The sequence below is a fragment of the Rhizobium sp. NPDC092011 genome (assembly GCF_044756305.1).
In the GTDB taxonomy this organism is placed as follows: Bacteria; Pseudomonadota; Alphaproteobacteria; order Rhizobiales; family Rhizobiaceae; genus Rhizobium.
Genome location: NZ_JBIVSO010000011.1, coordinates 70,067 through 89,167, shown reverse-complemented (window position 1 = coordinate 89,167; position 19,101 = coordinate 70,067). Strand labels below are relative to the sequence as shown.

The 19,101-nt window shown below is 60.4% G+C and carries 18 protein-coding genes and 1 riboswitch; of the genes, 13 read left to right on the top strand and 5 right to left on the bottom strand.

Annotated elements, in window-relative coordinates; all coding sequences use genetic code 11:
* Window position 1: 1 nt before the first annotated feature.
* From thiS to thiC, 3 genes are read right to left on the bottom strand one after another with little or no spacing between them, the layout of a single operon-like run.
* Window positions 2–199, bottom strand: coding sequence for a sulfur carrier protein ThiS (thiS, locus tag ACIQJ2_RS29925; RefSeq protein ID WP_400673940.1), 198 nt, complete (start codon window positions 197–199; stop codon window positions 2–4).
* On the bottom strand, window positions 190–1,170 hold the full coding sequence (gene thiO, locus ACIQJ2_RS29920) for a glycine oxidase ThiO (protein ID WP_400673943.1): 981 nt from the start codon (window positions 1,168–1,170) through the stop codon (window positions 190–192). The genes thiS and thiO overlap by 10 nt, the downstream gene beginning before the upstream one ends.
* Before the next feature lies 1 nt (window position 1,171).
* Entirely contained in the window at window positions 1,172–2,998 is a 1,827-nt protein-coding gene (gene thiC / locus ACIQJ2_RS29915; RefSeq protein WP_400673946.1) for a phosphomethylpyrimidine synthase ThiC, read from the bottom strand.
* Between the two features lie 92 nt (window positions 2,999–3,090).
* Window positions 3,091–3,222, bottom strand: a riboswitch (TPP riboswitch).
* 683 nt (window positions 3,223–3,905) lie between these two features.
* On the opposite strand from thiC, the gene ACIQJ2_RS29910 reads away from it, so the two are divergent.
* Entirely contained in the window at window positions 3,906–4,997 is a 1,092-nt protein-coding gene (locus ACIQJ2_RS29910; RefSeq protein WP_199149996.1) for a porin, read from the top strand.
* Window positions 4,998–5,126: 129 nt separating this feature from the next.
* Here the strand turns inward: ACIQJ2_RS29910 and ACIQJ2_RS29905 are convergent, their stop codons facing one another.
* Window positions 5,127–5,768: a TetR family transcriptional regulator gene (locus ACIQJ2_RS29905; RefSeq protein ID WP_400673949.1), complete on the bottom strand. Its 642-nt coding sequence runs from the start codon at window positions 5,766–5,768 to the stop codon at window positions 5,127–5,129.
* Between the two features lie 498 nt (window positions 5,769–6,266).
* On the opposite strand from ACIQJ2_RS29905, the gene ACIQJ2_RS29900 reads away from it, so the two are divergent.
* The 6 genes from ACIQJ2_RS29900 (at window position 6,267) to ACIQJ2_RS29875 (ending at window position 11,699) form a co-directional block, all read left to right on the top strand.
* Window positions 6,267–7,088, top strand: coding sequence for an EF-hand domain-containing protein (locus ACIQJ2_RS29900; protein ID WP_400673952.1), 822 nt, complete (start codon window positions 6,267–6,269; stop codon window positions 7,086–7,088).
* A gap of 292 nt (window positions 7,089–7,380) precedes the next feature.
* On the top strand, window positions 7,381–7,998 hold the full coding sequence (locus tag ACIQJ2_RS29895; protein WP_400673953.1) for an RNA polymerase sigma factor: 618 nt from the start codon (window positions 7,381–7,383) through the stop codon (window positions 7,996–7,998).
* Window positions 7,991–8,440, top strand: coding sequence for a hypothetical protein (locus ACIQJ2_RS29890; protein WP_400673956.1), 450 nt, complete (start codon window positions 7,991–7,993; stop codon window positions 8,438–8,440). The genes ACIQJ2_RS29895 and ACIQJ2_RS29890 overlap by 8 nt, the downstream gene beginning before the upstream one ends.
* Window positions 8,437–8,886, top strand: a complete 450-nt coding sequence (locus ACIQJ2_RS29885; RefSeq protein WP_400673959.1) for a periplasmic heavy metal sensor — start codon at window positions 8,437–8,439, stop codon at window positions 8,884–8,886. Before ACIQJ2_RS29890 ends, ACIQJ2_RS29885 begins: the two co-directional genes overlap by 4 nt.
* Before the next feature lie 75 nt (window positions 8,887–8,961).
* Entirely contained in the window at window positions 8,962–10,476 is a 1,515-nt protein-coding gene (locus tag ACIQJ2_RS29880; protein ID WP_400673962.1) for a DUF1800 family protein, read from the top strand.
* Between the two features lie 2 nt (window positions 10,477–10,478).
* The gene (locus ACIQJ2_RS29875) at window positions 10,479–11,699 is read left to right on the top strand and encodes a DUF1501 domain-containing protein (protein WP_400673965.1); all 1,221 of its coding nucleotides are present in this window, start codon (window positions 10,479–10,481) and stop codon (window positions 11,697–11,699) included.
* A 22-nt stretch (window positions 11,700–11,721) separates the two neighbouring features.
* Here ACIQJ2_RS29875 and ACIQJ2_RS29870 read toward each other — a convergent pair whose 3' ends face one another.
* Window positions 11,722–12,618 carry a helix-turn-helix transcriptional regulator gene (locus tag ACIQJ2_RS29870; protein ID WP_400673967.1) on the bottom strand — a complete coding sequence of 299 codons (897 nt, stop codon included), beginning with the start codon at window positions 12,616–12,618 and terminating at the stop codon, window positions 11,722–11,724.
* A gap of 240 nt (window positions 12,619–12,858) precedes the next feature.
* Between ACIQJ2_RS29870 and ACIQJ2_RS29865 the strand changes: the two genes are divergently transcribed.
* From ACIQJ2_RS29865 to ACIQJ2_RS29840, 6 genes are all read left to right on the top strand, one after another.
* Window positions 12,859–14,310 (top strand): aldehyde dehydrogenase, encoded by a 1,452-nt coding sequence (locus tag ACIQJ2_RS29865; protein WP_400674121.1) that lies wholly within the window; start codon window positions 12,859–12,861, stop codon window positions 14,308–14,310.
* Window positions 14,311–14,379: 69 nt separating this feature from the next.
* Window positions 14,380–15,693 (top strand): ABC transporter substrate-binding protein, encoded by a 1,314-nt coding sequence (locus ACIQJ2_RS29860; protein WP_400673969.1) that lies wholly within the window; start codon window positions 14,380–14,382, stop codon window positions 15,691–15,693.
* Window positions 15,686–16,453, top strand: coding sequence for an ABC transporter ATP-binding protein (locus ACIQJ2_RS29855; RefSeq protein WP_400673972.1), 768 nt, complete (start codon window positions 15,686–15,688; stop codon window positions 16,451–16,453). The genes ACIQJ2_RS29860 and ACIQJ2_RS29855 overlap by 8 nt, the downstream gene beginning before the upstream one ends.
* Window positions 16,450–17,178: an ABC transporter ATP-binding protein gene (locus ACIQJ2_RS29850; RefSeq protein WP_400673975.1), complete on the top strand. Its 729-nt coding sequence runs from the start codon at window positions 16,450–16,452 to the stop codon at window positions 17,176–17,178. The genes ACIQJ2_RS29855 and ACIQJ2_RS29850 overlap by 4 nt, the downstream gene beginning before the upstream one ends.
* Window positions 17,175–18,071: a branched-chain amino acid ABC transporter permease gene (locus ACIQJ2_RS29845; protein WP_400673977.1), complete on the top strand. Its 897-nt coding sequence runs from the start codon at window positions 17,175–17,177 to the stop codon at window positions 18,069–18,071. The genes ACIQJ2_RS29850 and ACIQJ2_RS29845 overlap by 4 nt, the downstream gene beginning before the upstream one ends.
* Window positions 18,068–19,087 carry a branched-chain amino acid ABC transporter permease gene (locus ACIQJ2_RS29840; protein ID WP_400673980.1) on the top strand — a complete coding sequence of 340 codons (1,020 nt, stop codon included), beginning with the start codon at window positions 18,068–18,070 and terminating at the stop codon, window positions 19,085–19,087. Before ACIQJ2_RS29845 ends, ACIQJ2_RS29840 begins: the two co-directional genes overlap by 4 nt.
* The last annotated feature ends 14 nt before the right edge of the window (window positions 19,088–19,101 follow it).

Genomic DNA, 19,101 nt, shown 5'->3' with positions numbered 1-19,101 from the left:
TTCAGCCTCCCTGCATCGGTGTGAGGATTTCGATCTTGTCATTGTCGTTCAAGGCATGGTCGTTGCGATCTTCCCGATGGACGAGTTCGCCGTTGACGGCCGTCGCGAGCCAATCGTTCTCGTAGTCGAGCAAGGCCAGAAGCTGTGAAAGCGTGGCTGCTTCGATGGTTTGAGCTTCGCCGTTGATGATTAGGCGCATTTGGAGCTCCTCTGGTCTGACTGCCCGGAAAGGACGAGATCGGCAACTTCGACGGCTATTGTCGGCGCCAACAGGAAGCCATGGCGATAAAGGCCGTTGAGGGCGGTGGTCTTCCCTTCTCGGGTCACGCGCGGGAAATTGTCGGGAAAGGCGGGACGGATGCCCGCGCCGGTTTCGATCACGGTGGCCTCGGCGAAGGCCGGATGCAGAGCATAGGCGGCATTCAGCAGTTCCATCAGGGATCGCGCCGTGATCGGCCCGTCGAAGTCGGTCTCGATCATCGTTGCGCCGACCATGAAGAGACCGCCGCCGCGCGGGACGATATAGACGGGAACGCGCGGATGCAGCAGGCGGACCGGCCTGGCGAGCGCGATTTCTTCGGTTTGCAGATATAGCATTTCGCCGCGGACACCACGCAGGTCGTGAGCCTGTCCGATTCGAGCCGCACCCGTGCAATCGACGATCTCGGAGAAATCGTCTTCGCTCGCATCAGCGGCGACAAAAGCGATACCCTTTGCCCGAAGCTGTGCTTTCAAGCCAAGCAGCGCGCGGCGAGGATCGAGATGAGCCTCGTCCGCAAAGAACAATCCGTGTCTGAACCGGCCGATAAGTGCGGGTTCGAGAACGGCGATTTCGCTTTCGTCGACCCAGCGGTAGCCGGTGGTCCGGGTGGCGAATCGCTTGAGTTCGTTCTGATCGCGTGTCGATGCGAGGACGAGGGTCCCGTTGCGCACCACTTGGCCCGGCAGGATCGCCTCCCATCGGTCGGCGGCATCGAGGCCGCGCTTGAGCACGGCCTCATCGGCGCTTTCCCGTTCGCACCACGGGGCCAGCATACCGCCGGCGAGCCAGGAGGCGGCCTGATCGAAGTTCGCGTGTGGATCCAGAACGGTTACATCAACCCCGCGAACGGCAAGTTCGCGGGCGACCGTGAGGCCGGCAACGCCGGCCCCTTTGACAAGGACGCGCATCTCATTCGGCCGGATGGGCCGACGTGTCGATCCGCATGTAGAGGTCGCCGCCATCGCGGTATTTGGCCGCCATGGCGTCCAGCCCTTCCTTCTGTGCCTCGGCGCGAATGTCGTGCGAAATCCGCATCGAACAGAATTTCGGGCCGCACATCGAGCAGAAATGCGCAACCTTGTGCGCTTCCTTCGGCAAGGTCTCGTCGTGGAAGCTGCGGGCGGTATCGGGGTCGAGCGACAGGTTGAACTGATCTTCCCAACGAAACTCAAAACGGGCGCGCGATAGCGCATCGTCCCGCACCTGTGCCGCCGGATGACCCTTGGCGAGGTCGGCCGCATGGGCGGCAATCTTATAGGTGATGACGCCGGTCTTGACGTCGTTGCGGTCAGGCAGGCCGAGATGCTCCTTCGGCGTGACGTAGCAGAGCATGGCCGTGCCGAACCAGCCGATCATTGCCGCGCCGATGCCCGAGGTGATGTGGTCATAGCCCGGTGCGATATCCGTCGTTAGCGGTCCGAGCGTATAGAAGGGCGCCTCGCCGCAGACAGCGAGCTGCTTGTCCATGTTTGCTTTGATCTTATGCATCGGGACATGGCCCGGGCCTTCGATCATCACCTGACAATCCTTTGCCCAGGCGATCTTCGTCAGCTCGCCCAGCGTTTCCAGCTCGGCGAATTGCGCCGCGTCGTTGGCATCGGCGATCGAACCGGGGCGCAGGCCGTCGCCGAGCGAGAAGGAGACGTCATAGGCGCGGCAGATGTCGCAGATTTCGGCGAAATGTTCGTAGAGAAAGCTCTCGCGATGATGATGGAGACACCACTTGGCCATGATCGAGCCGCCGCGCGAGACGATGCCGGTGACGCGATTGACGGTCAGCGGAATGTAATGCAGGCGCACGCCGGCATGGATCGTAAAGTAATCGACGCCCTGTTCGGCCTGTTCGATCAGCGTATCGCGATAGATCTCCCAGGTGAGGTCCTCGGCGATGCCGCCAACCTTTTCCAACGCCTGATAGAGCGGTACCGTGCCGATCGGGAGCGGCGAATTGCGGATAATCCACTCGCGGATATTGTGGATGTTGCGCCCGGTCGATAGATCCATCACGGTATCCGCACCCCATCGGGCAGCCCAGACCATCTTTTCGACTTCCTCCGCCATCGAGGAGGTGACGGCCGAATTGCCGATATTGGCGTTGATCTTCACCAGGAAATTCCGGCCGATGATCATCGGCTCGCTTTCGGGGTGGTTGATGTTGGCCGGGATGATCGCCCGGCCGGCGGCGACTTCCTGGCGGACGAATTCCGCCGTCACGTGGTCGGGAATATGGGCGCCGAAGCTTTCGCCATCGCGAATCATGGCCTCGGCGCTGGCCTTGCGACCGAGATTCTCGCGGATGGCGATGAATTCCATTTCCGGCGTGATGATGCCGGCTCGCGCATAGGCAAGCTGGGTGACGGCCTTGCCGTCCTTGGCCCGCAAAGCTTGGCGCTGCCCGGGAAATTCCGGTGTCAACCTGTCGGCGCTGACGAAGCCGTTGTCTTCAGGGCGGATATGGCGGCCCTCGTAGGCCTCGACATCACCTCGAGCGAGCACCCAGTCTCGGCGCAGCTGAGGCAGGCCCTGTTCGATGCGGATGTCTTCGCCTGCGATCGTGTAAGGGCCGGACGAATCGTAGACGATGACAGGCGGTTCGCCCGCTGTCGGATGGACGCTGATTTCGCGCATCGGCACACGGATATCGCTGTGGATGTCGCCGGGGATGTAGATCTTCCGCGATGCCGGCAAGGGGCCGGTGGTAACGGTCGGGGTGATGTTTTTTGCGGCAATGGTCATGGTTTGAGGCTCCAAGTTGCAGTTGGAGACCCAGTCATCAGCCGGAATGATGGAAAGACGCCGGCCGTGGAATCCACGCGGGAATCCGAAGCCTTCGAGCGCTTGCACCGTCCCTACGCCAGTATGAACTGGATCAGGTTCAACGGGTCACTGCGCCACAATCGACAAAGTCGTATTGTCCAGCAGTATCTCAGCCCCTTGCCGGGACCCCCCTGGTGAATGTCGAAAGGCTAAGCCTTCTCTTCGGCTGCTGTCAACCCTGCAAGGATGGTCCCGTTTGTCTCCGCCCGAAAAGACAGCGTCTCGGCAATAAAGCTGTTGAAGTCGTTTGAGAGGGGAAACGCCGCCGGAAGCGTTGTTTGATCGAGGCTGTATGCGATCGTTTGGCCGATATGCGAATTGCCCATGGTCGCAACTCTCCAATGTCCGTCCAAATAGTTCCACCACAGATGGTGGATTGTCGCGCCTCGTTACTAGCTTCGATCGCCATCCGGGCTTACCGAGATTTATCGAGCAATCGCTTTTCGCGCTGCGGCAACGTATTCGGCGCGTTTTTTCCATCTGCCGGAGGAGCTGTCGGTGCGGCGCAGGCGTCAGTTGCATTTAGGCAACAGCTTCCAAGACTAATAGCCAGTCGAGTTTCACATAATTGACAAACATACGGACTGTTTGTAACTCAGAAGCAGGACACAAGCTGTCTTACGGGCGAGTGATCGTCCGGATCGGTAGAGGCATTTCAACGCCTTTGCCGCGGGGTCAAGTATGGAGGTTAGAGGGGACTCAAGCCAACATTATGTGTGTATCTGCCGGGCTGCCTGTCGCGTTTCGACCGAACCGAATTTGAGGTGGTATTGCAGCTTTGCACTCGCGGTAAGTTAGAAATGCATATTAAAACCAGGAGTTTATAATGAACATCAAGAGCCTTCTTCTCGGCTCCGCTGCTGCGCTGGCAGCAGTATCCGGTGCCCATGCAGCCGACGCTATCGTTGCCGCTGAGCCCGAGCCGCTGGAATACGTTCGCATCTGCGACGCATATGGTGCTGGCTACTTCTTCATCCCGGGCACGGAAACCTGCCTCAAGATCGGCGGCCGCGTCCGTTCTGAAGGTCAGTGGTTCGACGCTTACAACCCGAACAGCAAGAACGGCACGCTCTGGCACACTCGTGCGGAACTCAGTGTCGACACTGCAACGGACACGGAATACGGCCCGCTGAAGACCAACACGGTCATCCGTTGGGATTGGAATGACGGCAACTCCACCGCTACGAAGCTGCTGTTCGCCAACATCAGCCTCGGTGGTTTCCTCGTCGGTAAGGCTGACTCGCAGTACAACTCGTACATCGGTTACGCTGGCGACGTCATCAACGACGACGTGATCTATGACGGCCCGTACGAGCTGAACCAGTTGACGTACAACTACGATGCAGGCAACGGCTTCACGGCTATGGTCTCGCTCGAAGACTCGAACTCCAGCGGCTCGGGCGCCTCTTACGGTTCCAGCTGGTGGACGGACGACAAGTCCAACCATTACGCTCCTGACGTTGTTGCCGGTGCTGGCTTCAAGTCCGGCGCATGGGGCTTCAAGGTCGTCGGCGGTTACGACTCGATCGTCGAAGAAGGCGCTGTCAAGGCTCGTATCGATGCTGACTTCGGCGTATTCTCGGCCTTCTTGATGGGTGGTTACAACACCGATGGCAAGAAGCTGAACAAGTATGCCGGCACGAACCTTGACCGTTCTGCTTGCCCGATTGCCGATGCATCGAAGTGCGGCTGGGGTGACTGGGCTGTTTGGGGTGGCGCTAGCGTTCCGATCAACGAAAAGCTGAAGTGGAACCTGCAGCTCGCCTACACCGACAGCAAGATCTTTGCCGCTACCACGAACCTGAAGTGGAACCCGGTCAAGAACCTGCTCATCGAGCCGGAAGTTTCCTACACCAACTTCGATTCTGTGAACCAGGATCAGTGGGCTGGTATCCTGCGCTTCGAGCGTAGCTTCTAATCAAGAGATTACCCGGCCCGCGCCGGGTAAGAGAAGCCTGGCGTTCCAATCCGTCAGGCTTCTTAACTGATCGGTTGACCTCCGATCAAAGAGAAAGGATCCGGCTTTCCCTCCGGATCCTTTTTATTTTTAAGCGGCAGATGTCTCGATTTCGTGGGTTTGGACCGACGGAAACCAAGTCTTCAAGACCATCTTGATGAACATTTGCCCGCAGGGCACGAGCTGGAAGTTGCCCCGATCCAGTGTCCATTCGGTAATCAGGCCGCCGATGACAGCCGTCAGCGCTGAAGCAGCCGTATCCGGCGTCCACGGGGTGGGGAGCTGCGTCTTCTCGTTCATCAATGTAAATATGCGCTCGAAATTATCGTGCATGTCTTGGCGGAAAGAGCTCGCACGGTTCGTCGTTCCATCGCAAAAAGCCATATCGAGATGCATCATGACCTTCAGCATGCTGCGCTTGCGCGGGTCGTGCTGGACGTCCTCGAAAATGGATGCAATGGCGTCGGCAATAAGATCCAGTGGGTTGGGCGGCAATTCCTTCGACATCCGCTCCGCCAATTCATCGAATGGCTGCTGCGCTTCGTCGCGGATTGCAAACATCAGGCCTTGCTTGTTCTTGAAATGCCAGTGCACCGCCCCCCGCGTCACACCGGCCGCGGCGGCTATCTCCTCCAGGCTGACATTTTCATATCCTTTGTCGAGAAACAGCGCTTTCGCGGACTGCAAAATCTCGCTCCTCGTTTCTGCAGCCTCCTCTTTAGTGCGCCTCATTCAGTTCTCCACATGTGCCCATTTTCATGCGCCTCCCCTCATTCTTATTCTTATTCCATCAACGCCACACCGGTGCTCGCAGTCTTCTTATATTAGTAGCATACGGTGGCGAAGCGAAGCTTAGACATCCTCTAAAAATCGAGAAAGAAAATCGCAATGAGATGTATTCGTCAAGCACTATAAGTTCCGCACAAGTTTCTGTGTGCAAATTGCCTGCGTTGGGAAGTGCAAAATCGAAAATGTGCAGATGCCGATAGCGCCATGACGGCGACGAATAACTTCGGGCGATTCTGAGTTCAGCCGCTTCATGATTGGCTTTATCCGCCAAACCGGGGCACAGAGCGGCTTTGATCTCCGTCCTCGGCAATCTTCCGCTCATATCGATGGTCAAGAGCCGTGGCATCGCATCTGCGCAGGCGTGCCTTGGCGATTCTGTGTTGAGTTCGTGTGCGCGCAGGCCATCGGAGTTCCTCTCAACGCTCGCAACTGGAGGCCCCAATGACGAGCATTACCTCAATTCTGCCCAATCGCTATTTTCAGTACCAGACATCTGGCTCGACATCGTCCGTCAACGACGATTCGGCATCCTTGATTCCGGCGGCCGGCTCTTCGGGCAATTCATCCGGTGCGGGTACCTCTTCGTCATCGGACGATCAGTCTCAGATTTCCGCCGCCCAGCAACTGATCGCACAGTTGATGAACGTTATTCTCAATCTTCAGTCCGGTAGCGGCGGTGGCGACACCGACGGTTCGAATGCCAACTCCGACAGCGATTCCGCCGGCTCGACATCGAGCTCTCAGCCAGTAGCGGCGACGACAGCTCAAAGCAGCAAACAGGCTGATCTGATCAAAGCCATGGACACCAATGGCGATGGCAACATCAGCGAGGCGGAATTCGTCGCCGCGCGTCCGGCAGACGTCAGTGCGGACCAGGCAAGCAAGCTGTTCGAAAGCTTCGACAAGGACAAGACTGGCTCGCTCACCGAAGCGCAGCTGACAAAGGCGATGAAATCCGGCCACCATATGCATCATGGCGGCAAGATGGGCGATAACGAGCTGTCCAAGGCATTTTCCTCGATGGATACCGATGGCGACGGCAATGTTACGGAGGCTGAATTCGTTGCCGCGCGTCCGTCCGATATGGGGGCAGACCAGGCAACCGCACTGTTCGGCAGTCTTGATACGTCGGGCTCGGGATCCTTGACCCAAAGCCAGTTCGAAGCAGCAGTCAAAGCGCAGCGTCAGCAATCCCCGGAACTTGGCAATCTCTATGCTTCCGATACGCAGGATCAGACAACAGCTGACCTGCTGACGCTGTGATCCAAAAGCGCTCTGGCATTCGGATCTTTGCATGGGCCGGCAACCCTGTGGGGGACCTTGTGGTCTTCCCGCCTGGGTGGCCGGCCTTCTTTGGTTCTCCGAAAAAGATACCGGGTTTGCGGAAATAATCCGAAATCGGCGATGCCGCAGCGACGGAATTCGACAGCCGGACCGTTCAACGGTTGAGACCCCATGCTTCATGTCGAAGGAAAGAGACGCTGCGATCGGATTGGTATCCCGTGTCGGGAAAGACGAACAGGCACAGCCCTCTTGTCAATGACAGGGAAGAGGCGTGCAATGCGCGGAGCGATCGAATTTTGGACGGTGGCGATTGTCGATGAAAAGGGATCGCGCGCCCGAAAATGGCGACCTGGAAGGGGATCTGGTGGCCCGCATCGCCGCCGGCGACGTGCCGGCGATGCGCATGATGGTGACGCGGCAGCTGCCGCGCATCCTTTCGGTCGCGACCCGTATGCTCGGCGATGCCGTCGAAGCTGAAGATGTGGCGCAGGAAACTTTTCTGCGCGTGTGGAAAAATGCCGGCGGCTGGCGCCAGCGCAACGCCCGCTTCAGCACCTGGGTGCATCGCGTGGCGATCAATCTTTGCTATGACCGGCTGCGCCGGCGCAAGGACGTCCTGGCCGAGTCGCCGCCCGAGATCGAATATGAGGGGCCGGCGCCGGATGCGGGCCTGATGAGTGAGGACGATCCGTCGCGGCGCGTGGAGCTGGCCATGCAGATGATTGCGCCGCGGCAGCGCGAGGCGATTATTCTGGTCTACTATCAGGCGCTGTCGAACGTGGAAGCGGCTTCCATCATGGAGATCAGCGTGGACGCATTGGAGAGCTTGCTGGCGCGGGGAAGGCGTTCGTTGCAGGCGCTTTTGTTGAAGGAACAGGGCGATGGTTGAACATATCGCAGGTCCGATGAGTAGTGAGCGGTTCGCTGAACTGGCCGACGCCTATGGCGGCGACATCAGCCGCTGGCCGCAGGAAGAGCGTGCGGCCGCCCGCGAATATGCCGCCCAAAACAGTGCTTATGATGTGCTGGATCATGCCGCTGATCTGGATGCGTTGCTTGACACCTATACGCTGAAACCGGTCCCCTCGCGTCTTGGCAGTCAGATCGTCGAGCGGCTTTCGCGCCGGTCTCGGATCCGCAACTGGTTCCGGTTCGGCTCTGCCGGCATCGGTCTCGTCGGCGTCGGGCTTGCCGGCGCCTTTGCCGGCAGCGTCGCCATTGCCGTACTGGCGCCGAGCCTGACATCGGAAACCACCGTCGTGTCGGAGGGGACGAGCACCATGTTCGGCGATATCGGATCGGACGTGACCATAACGCAGGAAAGCCAATGACAGACCGCAGTTTCCGAATATTGGTCATATCCTTGCTGGTGTTGAACACTTTCTTGATCGCGGCGCTTGCGGGCGGGGGATTGACGTGGATCCGCAATTCGCGCGCACCCATCGGTGCGATGCCCTTGGGCGCTGAGCAACTGCCATCGGGTCAGAGAAAGGCTCTGCGTGCCGCTCTCAACGAGGCCCGTAAGGAGGAGCATCAAACCATTCTCGATGCGCAGCAGGCCAAGGTCGATGCAGCCTCGATTCTGGGACAGCCGACATTGGATGCGGCGGCGCTCTCGGCTGCTTTGGCGAGGGCGCGCAATGCCGATGTCGGCTTGCGGGCCAAGCTTGAGCAACGAGCCGTGGATTTCGCCGCAACGCTTTCTTACGACGAACGCCGTGCCCTCGCTGAAAGCATGATCCGACGCAGCATGCCGAGGGCTGCCGTCACAAAATGATCACACCCGCCGACCGACGGATCGGAAACGCACCCGCGTTTAAGCTATGTGTTTGATACAGGAGTTGGCAGGAACATGGCTCAGCAATCGAATGATGTTTATGCCGCGCTCGCCCTTTCCCGATTCGGGTTGGGAGCCGACCACAATGGCACCGCGCCGATCACATCCGATCCACGCGGCGCATTGATGGAAGAGATAACCGAGCGCTTCGTTCCCGTTCCGGTCGGGCCGGAACTTCAATCGACAGCCGATCTCCTCGTTTCTCTCTATGCCTTTCAGGAGCAGCGCAAGGAGGCAAGACAGCAGGCGGTCACCGCTGTTGCCGCCACGCCGCAAGATAAGCTGATGCAAGGGCCGCCACGGCCGCAGCAAGCTGCGCCACAGCCGGCGGCTGCCATGGCCGCCCAACCGGGTAATCCGGCAATGGCGCCGCCACTCGGTAAACCTGCCGAAAAGCCTGTACAGCCGGCCATGCCCTATCTTCCGCAGCAGATCCTGCTTGCCGAGGTGGATGCCCGTTTCAACGGCACCATCCGGCAGCCGCTCATCGGTTTTGGCGAGCGGCTTGCCATGTTCTGGGCAAACCACTTTGCTGTCGCAGTGTCGAAGAGCGAAGAGGTCCATATCGTTGCCGGCGCTTTCGAGCGCGAAGCCATCCGGCCGCATGTCTTCGGGCGTTTCGCCGATATGCTGCTTGCCGTCGAAACCCATCCGGCCATGCTCGGCTACCTCGACAATCAGCAGTCGATCGGGCCGAATTCCAGGGCCAACGCCAACAAGAAACGCGGTCTCAACGAGAATCTTGCTCGCGAAACGATGGAGCTTCACACGCTTGGCGTCAATGGCGGCTACACGCAGGCTGACGTGACGACGCTTGCCAAGATCATCACCGGTTGGACGGTGGCGCGGGCTGAAGGAAAGCTCGGCGCTCCCGGCACTTTCGTCTTCAATGCGGGCGCGCATGAACCCGGCGATCAGACGCTGCTTGGCCTGACTTACGCCGACAATGGCGTCGGGCAGGGGCGCGAAGCGCTGCGGGATCTTGCTCGCCATCCGGCGACCGCCCAACATATCGCCACCAAGCTCGTTCGGCATTTCGTCGCCGACACCCCACCGCCGGCACTTGTGCAGACGGTTGCTGCCACCTTCAGCAAGACGGATGGCGATCTGTCGGCCGTCTATCGCGCGCTCATCGGCTCCGAAGAGGCCTGGAATCCCACTTTGTCCAAGGTTCGCTCACCGCTGGAATTCATGACCGCACTTCTGCGGGCGAGCGGCGAAACACCGAAGCCGAACGTCATTCTCGGCACCTTGAACGCGATGGGGCAGCCATTCTGGGCTCCGGCCGGTCCCAACGGATTTGCTGACACCGCAGATGTTTGGGCTTCCAGCGAGAGCCTCAGCATGCGCATGGATGTCGCCAACATGATCGCCAATGCGGTGCCGCCTCAAATCGATCCGCGCCGTTTCGTGTCCGACAGTCTGGGTCCGCTTCTTTCGAAGGAGACCCTACAGGCCGTGTCGCGTGCGGAGACGCGCAGCCAGGGCCTGGCGATCGCTTATCTCTCTCCCGAATTTCAAAGGCGTTGATCATGACTTGCGAATTGATGACTCCTACTCGCCGCGCAGTCCTCGGTGCATCCGGTGCCTTGTTCGCCTGGGCCTTCATCCCTCGTTTCGCCCATGCCGCCGGCGGCCGTGATCCGCGCTTCATCACCGTCATCCTGCGCGGTGCGCTCGATGGATTGACGGCCGTCCCACCCGTCGGTGACCCTGACTATCAGGCTTTGCGGCAATCGATCGCCATGACGACGAGCGGCCCGCATGCGGCTCTGCCGCTCGACAGCTTCTTTGCGCTGCATCCTTCGATGCCGAATTTCAACCAGCTTTATCGTGCGGGGCAGGCGGCTGTCGTCCATGCCAGCGCGACGCCCTACCGCGATCGATCGCATTTTGACGGTCAGGACGTGCTGGAATCCGGTTACGAAATGCCTGGCCGCGTCGAGTCCGGCTGGCTGAACCGGATGCTTGAGGGATTGCCAAAGGGAGACAAGGTTTCGCCCGGCGCCTCAGCGATCCGTGGATTGTCCATCGGCGCGAATGCGCCGCTGGTTATTCGCGGCAAGGCGCCGGTTCTCGGCTGGTCGCCGTCCAATCTTCAGCCCGTCAGCGTCGATCTGCCACCGCGGCTGATGGACCTCTACAACCACACCGACCCGCTTTTCGCGAAAATCCTGGCCGAGGGCATTTCCACCGGCAAGATCGCCGCCGGCCTCGACGTCAAGGCAAGGGGCGGTCCGGGCGATCCCACAGGCATGGAGCAGATGGCCAGAGGTGCCGCGCGCCTGTTGGCACAGGATGATGGTCCCCGCGTCGCGGCCCTTGCCTTCGAAGGCTGGGACACCCATGCCGGCGAAGTCGATCGGCTGAACAAATTGCTTGTCGGTCTCGACAATTCACTGGCGGCCTTCCAGCAGGAGCTTGGTCCCGCCTGGAAAGATACGGCGATTGTCGTTGCGACCGAATTCGGCCGTACCGCGCAGGTCAACGGCACAGAGGGCACTGACCATGGCACCGGGACCACCGTTTTCCTTGCGGGCGGTGCGATCAAGGGCGGCCGGGTGATCGCAGATTGGCCAGGTCTCAAGCCGGCGCAATTGCGCGATGGCCGAGATCTTGCCGCTACGACCGACCTGCGCGCGGTCATCAAGGGAATTGCCGTCGATCTGCTTGGCGCGTCGCCGGTGGTGCTGGCGCGCGACGTCTTCCCCGGTTCCGACCACGTCATGCCGATGAAGGGACTGATCGTGTGATCGATAACCGGATGTCCCGATATCAGGGCCAGTCGGCGTAGCCTGATGACAGGGTGACCGTAGAGGCCTCGCTCTTGCGGGCGAGATCTCGATAGATGGCGGGCGAAAAGCCGGTTTTCTTCTTGAAGAAATGGCTGAAATAAGTGGGATCGCGGAAGCCGAGCCCATCGGAAATCTCCTGGACCGTGCGAGCGGAGCGCTCCAGTCGCAGTTTTGCCTCCTGCACGACCCTTTCATGCAGCAACTGAACTGGTGAACGGCCAAGCTCGCTGCGGCAAATGGAATGCAGCCGATCCGTGGTCACGCCGAGCTCCCCGGCATAATCCGCTATCGACCGATGCTGACGGAAGCCGATCTCGACCAGTTGCCGGTATCTTTGCAGCACCGATGCACCGCCACCGCGTCCGCGCTGCTCGGCAGCCTCTGCGCCCGCAGCCCGCCAGAGCGCCATCAGGATCAAGCGCATATAGGCTGCAATCGCCATCCAGGAGGCGCGGGAGGGGTCGCCAAGCTCGCGCACGAAGCCCGCGACCAGCGGCTGCAGCTCGTTGACGGCGCCGGCATCCGGCTCGGCCATGAACCATGGCCGCTCGCTGAAGATTCTGAGCGCATAGGATTCGGCGCGATCACCGATTGCGTCGACGATGATTTGCGGCGAAGCACCAATGATGAAGCCCGCGGCACCGGCCGCCATATGCAGCTCGCAGCGCGACTGCGACGGCATATAGGCGATGGTCGGTGCCTGCAGGGGTCTGGGCTCTTGTCCCTCCAGCGCCAACGTCGCCGTTCCCGCTTGCAGCACGTAGAGATGATGAAACTGTGCGTATAGGCCCTTCTGGAAACGGATCGTCCGAAGGGTTAATGACGGCTCGCGCCATTCTCCTCGCGCATGCAGATGAATGCCGCTGTCGGAAACCAACGCACTCTCCTTCGTGTGGCATGACGAACCGATGACATGATTGCCAGATATTTGCAATATTAACCCAGAAAGTCACATTCAAAGCTCTCGGTAACCACGTAATCTCCTTTCATGAGCCTTTGGGAGGAGGTCTCCACAGGAACGATCAGGCGTTTGCGGTTCCATCTCGCGACGCCGGCCTGCGTCCCTCTCCCCTCCGGAAAACTGCAGGCGATGCCTGCCCAAGCACGGACGATCGCAATGTTCCTGGCAAAGCTGCTGATCGATAATGAAGCGTCCGATGCTTTGGACGCCGCCACTTTCGAATGCATCGATCCGGCGACCGGCGATGTCGCCACCATCGCGCCGGCGGCTTCGGTGGCGGATGGTGCCCGCGCTACCTCAGCCGCAGCGGCGGCTTTTCCCGCCTGGTCGCAGACCGGACCTGGCGAGCGCCGGATATGTCTCAACAGAGCGGCCGACCTTCTGACGGCACGTCGGGCAGAATTCGTTGCGGCGATGGTCGGCGAAACCGGAGCAACCTCGCTCTGGGCTGCGATCAATTGTGACCTCGCAACCGAAATTTTGCGCGAGGCAGCCGCCATGACGACGCAGGTCGCTGGCGAAATCATACCCTCCAGCGACCAAGGCAGCCTCGCTATGGCCGTGCGTCAGCCAGCCGGGGTTTGCCTTGGGATTGCCCCGTGGAACGCGCCGATCATTCTCGGCGTCCGTGCTATCGCCATGCCGCTTGCCTGCGGCAATACGGTCATCCTGAAGGCATCCGAACTTTGCCCTCGAACTCACTGCCTTATCGGCGAGGTGATGCGCGATGCGGGTTTCCCGCCCGGTGTCGTCAATGTCATCACCAATGCTCCCAAGGATGCAGCGGCGATCGTCGAGACCTTGATCGCCCATCCGGCCGTGCGCCGTATCAATTTTACCGGCTCCACGCGCGTCGGTCGTCTCATCGCCGAAGCCTCGGCACGGCATCTCAAACGATGCCTGCTGGAACTCGGCGGCAAGGCGCCGTTCATCGTGCTTGCCGATGCCGATATCGATGAGGCCGTGCGGGCCGCCGCTTTCGGTGCCTTCATGAACCAGGGCCAGATTTGCATGTCGACCGAACGCATCATCTTGATGGAGGCGATTGCCGATGAGTTCGTCGAAAAGTTCAAGGCGAAGGCTCAGACACTTGTCGCGGGCAATCCGCGCGACGGCAACACGCCGCTCGGAACGATGATCACGGCAGAAGCGGCAAGGCGTGTTCGCGCCCTCGTGGAAGATGCGACGCAGAAAGGGGCGGTGATCGTCTGTGGCGGGCAAGCGCGCGGCACGTTGATCGACGCGACCATCATCGACCAGGTAACGCCCGCCATGCGCATCTATCGCGAGGAAAGCTTCGGGCCGGTCGCCGCGATTATCCGCGTCGAGAGCATCGATGAGGCGATCACCGTCGCCAATGACAATGAATATGGCTTGTCGTCCGCGATATTCAGCCGCGACATCAATCAGGCGCTCATCGTCGCAAAGCGCATCGAGACCGGTATCTGCCACATCAACGAAGCAACGGTAGCAGACGAGCCGCAAATGCCGTTCGGCGGCGTCAAATCAAGCGGCTACGGCCGCTTTGGCGGCAAGGCGGCCATCGACGAGTTCACGGAGCTGCGCTGGATCACGCTTGCATCGGGCAGGCGAGACTATCCGATCTGACGTTGGCGGCCGGAAATGCACAAGGGCATGCGGAGTAAGAGGGCTCCGACAAAAAGGGAGGAAGATCACATGATGGATAAGTTCAACAGGCCGATATTGACGAGTGGGTTGACGCGGCGCGGGTTCATGGCGGCGACGGCAGCCGGCACCACCGCAATGGCACTCGGCAACCGTGCCGCTTTTGCCGCAGACGATACGCTGAAGGTCGGCTTTATCAGCCCGCGCACGGGGCCGCTTGGCGGTTTCGGCGAGACGGATGGCTATGTCCTGGATCTCGCGCGCAAGGCGCTGGCCGGCGGCCTGCAGGCCGGGGGTAAAACATGGAAGGTTGAGATCCTCGACCGCGACACGCAGTCCGATCCCTCACGGGCCGGACAATTGGCAAAGGATCTTATCAACAATCAGGCGGTAGATCTGATGCTGGCCGTTTCGACGCCGGAGACGATCAATCCCGTTGCCGATGCCTGCGAGGCGGCAGGTGTTCCCTGCCTATCGACAGTCATGCCGTGGGAGGCCTGGTATTTCGGTCGTGGCGCCAAGCCCGGCGCACCATCGCCGTTCAAATGGACCTATCATTTCGGCTTTGGCGTCGGAGAATTCCTGAAGACCTATATTTCGCAGTGGAACCTGATCGAGACCAACAAGAAGGTCGGCGTCATGTATCCGAACGACGCGGATGGCAATGCGATCCGCGCCAATCTGGCGCCGGCGCTCGCCAAGGCTGGCTTCACCATCGTCGACCCCGGCGCCTACGAGACTGGAACGACAGACTTTTCCTCGCAGATCGCGCTGTTTCGCCAGGAAGGCGTTGAGATCTTCAACAGCTTCCCGATCCCGCCGGATTTCGCCGCTTTCTGGCGGCAGGCGGCGCAGCAGGGTCTGACCCAGCAGATCAAGATTTGCCAGATCGCAAAGACCGGTCTCTTTCCGTCCGACATCGAGGCGCTCGGCGATCTCGGCATGAACATCGGCAGTGCCGCCTATTGGCACAAGGCCTTTCCCTACAAGTCGACATTGACGGGTGTCTCCGGAACCGAGCTTGCCAATGGCTATGAGGCGGCAAGCGGCAAGCAATGGACTCAGCAGCTCGGTGCGAGCCTTTCGCTTCTCGACGCCGGTTTTGACGCCCTCAAGGCTGCTTCCGATGCCAAGAGCAAGGAGGCCGTCGCCAAGGCAATGAGCACGCTGAAGACGACGACGATCGCCGGAAAGGTGGATTTCACCAGCGGTCCCGTCGCCAACGTGTCTCCAGGGCCGATCATCGGCACGCAATGGGTGAAGGCGCCCGCCGGCTCGAAATTCGCGCTCGACTATGTCGTCACCGAGCATGCGACCGATCCGAACGTGCCCGTCGCGGCCAAGCTCATTGCTTATAATGGGTGAGACTATCGTGCAGGAGCAAGAACGACATAGGCCAGACCGGGATTTCCTGTCGGCCAAGGGAATCCACAAGCGCTTCGGGGCGCTTGTGGTTCTCGAAAACATCGATTTCTCCATGGGGGACGGCGACGCGGTCGGCATTGTCGGTCCGAACGGAGCGGGTAAGACGACCTTGCTAAGCGCGCTGGCGGGCGCCTTTCCGCTGAGTGCGGGGACGATCTCCTTCGATGGAAAGAATGTCACCGCCTTGACGGCGGCTGATCGCTGCCGGTCCGGCCTGGTCAGAACGCATCAGATTCCCAAACCATTCAGTGGCATGACAACCTTCGAAAACGTCTTTGTGGCGGCCTCCCATGGCAAGGCATCCGGGCGTGACGAGACCTATGAGCGGGCGATCGATGCCTTGCGGCTCTGCGGCATGCTCGGCGTCGCCAACCGCCGGGCGGACACGCTTGGCCTGCTCGACCGCAAGAGGCTGGAACTGGCCCGCGCCCTTGCAACGGCCCCCCGGTTGCTGCTGCTCGACGAGATCGGCGGTGGATTGACCGATGGCGAAGCGGCGGAGTTGGTCGAGACCATTCTCGAATTGCGCCGCCGCGGCATCGGTATCGTCTGGATCGAGCATATGGTCCATATCCTGCTGCAGGTCGTCGAACGGCTGATCTGCATGGATGCGGGCAAGATCATTGCCGATGGCGATCCGAAGGCTGTTATGAGCGATGCCGACGTGGTGCGTGCCTACCTTGGAGGAACGCCCGCATGACGATCCTTTCCGTGCGCAATCTTGATGTTCGCCACGGCTTGCTGCAAGCGGTGCGCGGCCTCAGTTTCGACCTCGCCAAGGGTGAGGTGCTGGCCCTCGTCGGAGCCAATGGTGCCGGCAAGACGACTTTGTTGCGCGCCATTGCCGGCGCGCATCTTCCCGCCGGTGGTCAGATCTTGCTCGACGGCTCTGATGTCACGCTCATCCCGTCGCACAAACGCATTGCGAGAGGCATTGCCCTGGTACCGGAAGGGCGACGGCTCTTTTCGCAAATGACGGTCGAGGAAAATCTGCTTCTCGGCAAGAGTTCGGGCCGCAAGGGCGACTGGACGGTCGAGAGGGTCTTCGACGCCTTTCCCAATCTGAAGCCGCGCCGCCATGCCAAGACCGGCCATTTGTCGGGCGGCGAACAGCAGGCGACCGCCATCGGCCGGGCGCTGATGAGCAATCCGGATATCCTGCTGCTCGACGAGGTATCGCTTGGGCTCTCGCCGCTGGTCGTCGATCGCGTTTACCAACAACTGCAGGGTCTTTTGTCATCCGGCACGACGATCATTCTCGTCGAGCAGGATCTGGCGCGGGCGATGGGCGTCGCAAACCGCATCATCTGCATGCTCGAGGGGCATATCGTGCTTGATAGGCCGGCGTCAGGCGTCACGCGCGACGAGGTCACCAGAGCCTATTTCGGCCTGCATCGGGCTACGGCTGAGAGGAGCGCGTCGTGATCAATACCTTGCTTCAAGGTGTCCTGCTTGGTGGCTACTATGCCGTCATCGCCTGCGGATTGTCCTTCATGTTCTCGGTCATGCGCATCATCAATCTCGCGCATGGCAGCCTTGCGGTCGTCGCTGCCTACAGCCTTTGGCTGCTGGCTGCGAAACTCGGCGTTCCGCCTTTCGCCGGCTTGCTGATCGTCCTGCCAGCCATGGCGGTCATGGGTTGGGTGCTGCAGAGATTTGTGCTCGAGCGCAGCGCTCACGGCGGCACGCTTCTGCCGATCCTGACGACGTTCGGCTTGTCGATCGTGATCGACAATCTGCTGTTCGAGCAGTTCGGCGCCGACACGCGCTCGCTGGCGCCGTTTATCGGCAATCTCTCCTACGCTTCTTGGCAACTGCCGGGCCATATCTTCGTCGGTAAGCTGGCCGTGCTGATGATGGTAAGCGCGATCGTCATTCTCGGCGGCCTGCAGCTCTTCCTCAGCCGTTTCGCCCTCGGCCGGTCCATACGTGCGACGGCCGAGGATCCCGATACGGCAGGCCTCGTCGGCATCGACGCTCGCAAGGTCAATGCGGTTGCAACAGCGATTACGATGGTGACCGTCGGTATCGCCGGGGCGTTCCTCGCGATGCGGGCGACCTTCAATCCCTATTCGGGCGGGCCGCAGCTGCTGTTTGCTTTTGAAGCGGCGGTGATCGGCGGCGCGGGCTCTCTCTGGGGAACCCTGCTTGGCGGCATCGTCCTCGGCCTGGCCCAGTCCGTGGGCGCTCAAATCCACCCGCAGGGTTTCCTGATCGGTGGCCACATCGCCTTTCTGCTCGTTCTATTCGTTCGGCTCCGCCAGCTCCCCGTGCCGGGGCTCGGCAGGATCCGCGCTCTTCTTCGGAGCCCGACATGACCACGATTGTTCCCGGAATATCTGTCGAGCGCTGGACCGCCTCATCCCGACGGGCATTGGCTCTGATGATCGTTGTTGTCATCCTGCTGACCGCTTCGCCTGCGGTTCTCGGGGCTGGCGCCATCGACCGGATGACCACGCTGTTCATTTACATCATCCTTGCTGCCATGTGGAATGCGCTGGCGGGCTTCGCCGGCCTGGTTTCCGTCGGCCAGCAGGTCTTCTTCGGTCTCGGCGCCTATTTCACCATTCGTCTGGCAGATGCAGGGCTGGATCCATTTGTCTCGGTGTTTGCCGCCGCTGTTATCACCGGCATTCTGTCCGTGCCCTTGTCATGGCTCATGCTGCGGCTGAAGGGTGGGGAATTTGCGATCGGCATGTGGGTGCTCGCCGAGCTTGCCCATCTGCTCGTCAACCTCGACCGGCTTATTCAAGGGGAAACCGGCACCTCGCTCATCGCATTGAATGGTTACGACAGTGCTGTGCGGCGGGTGGCGATCTATTGGCTGGCGCTTGCAGCCATGATCGCCTTGCTTGGTGCTCTCTTTGCCTTGATGCGCAGCCGGGCAGGTGCGGCAATGCAGGCGATCCGTGACAATGAGGACGCAGCAACCTCGGTTGGCGTCCAAGTAGCTGCGACCAAGCGATTGCTCTTCGTGCTTGCCGCTTTTGGTATCGCCGTTGCCGGCGGATTGTGGCTGGCGACCGCGGTCACCTTCCAGCCGAAGACCTATTTCAGCGTACAATGGACGGCCTACATGATCTTCATGGTGCTCGTCGGCGGCATCGGCAAGTTCGAGGGGGCGATCCTCGGCGCGCTATTGTTCTTCGTGATTGAAACCGTCTTTGGCGGGACGGGGGTCTGGTATCTGGTCGGCCTGGGCGCGGCAGCCTTGCTGTTTTCGCTCTATCTGCCGCAGGGTCTATGGGGCGCGATTGAGCGACGCTTTGATCTGCAATTGTTGCCGGTCGGCTACCGGCTGACCATTTCGGATCTTTTCAAAGACAAGCAATAGCGACAGAGCCAATC

Coding starts and splice junctions, on each gene's coding strand:
- ACIQJ2_RS29865 (WP_400674121.1), top strand. CDS start 12,859: ATGTTCCTGGCAAAGCTGCTGATCGATAATGAAGCGTCCGATGCTTTG.
- ACIQJ2_RS29885 (WP_400673959.1), top strand. CDS start 8,437: ATGACAGACCGCAGTTTCCGAATATTGGTCATATCCTTGCTGGTGTTG.
- ACIQJ2_RS29850 (WP_400673975.1), top strand. CDS start 16,450: ATGACGATCCTTTCCGTGCGCAATCTTGATGTTCGCCACGGCTTGCTG.
- thiC (WP_400673946.1), bottom strand. CDS start 2,998: ATGACCATTGCCGCAAAAAACATCACCCCGACCGTTACCACCGGCCCC.
- ACIQJ2_RS29905 (WP_400673949.1), bottom strand. CDS start 5,768: ATGAGGCGCACTAAAGAGGAGGCTGCAGAAACGAGGAGCGAGATTTTG.
- ACIQJ2_RS29910 (WP_199149996.1), top strand. CDS start 3,906: ATGAACATCAAGAGCCTTCTTCTCGGCTCCGCTGCTGCGCTGGCAGCA.
- ACIQJ2_RS29855 (WP_400673972.1), top strand. CDS start 15,686: ATGGGTGAGACTATCGTGCAGGAGCAAGAACGACATAGGCCAGACCGG.
- thiS (WP_400673940.1), bottom strand. CDS start 199: ATGCGCCTAATCATCAACGGCGAAGCTCAAACCATCGAAGCAGCCACG.
- thiO (WP_400673943.1), bottom strand. CDS start 1,170: ATGCGCGTCCTTGTCAAAGGGGCCGGCGTTGCCGGCCTCACGGTCGCC.
- ACIQJ2_RS29880 (WP_400673962.1), top strand. CDS start 8,962: ATGGCTCAGCAATCGAATGATGTTTATGCCGCGCTCGCCCTTTCCCGA.
- ACIQJ2_RS29875 (WP_400673965.1), top strand. CDS start 10,479: ATGACTTGCGAATTGATGACTCCTACTCGCCGCGCAGTCCTCGGTGCA.
- ACIQJ2_RS29840 (WP_400673980.1), top strand. CDS start 18,068: ATGACCACGATTGTTCCCGGAATATCTGTCGAGCGCTGGACCGCCTCA.
- ACIQJ2_RS29860 (WP_400673969.1), top strand. CDS start 14,380: ATGATGGATAAGTTCAACAGGCCGATATTGACGAGTGGGTTGACGCGG.
- ACIQJ2_RS29900 (WP_400673952.1), top strand. CDS start 6,267: ATGACGAGCATTACCTCAATTCTGCCCAATCGCTATTTTCAGTACCAG.
- ACIQJ2_RS29890 (WP_400673956.1), top strand. CDS start 7,991: ATGGTTGAACATATCGCAGGTCCGATGAGTAGTGAGCGGTTCGCTGAA.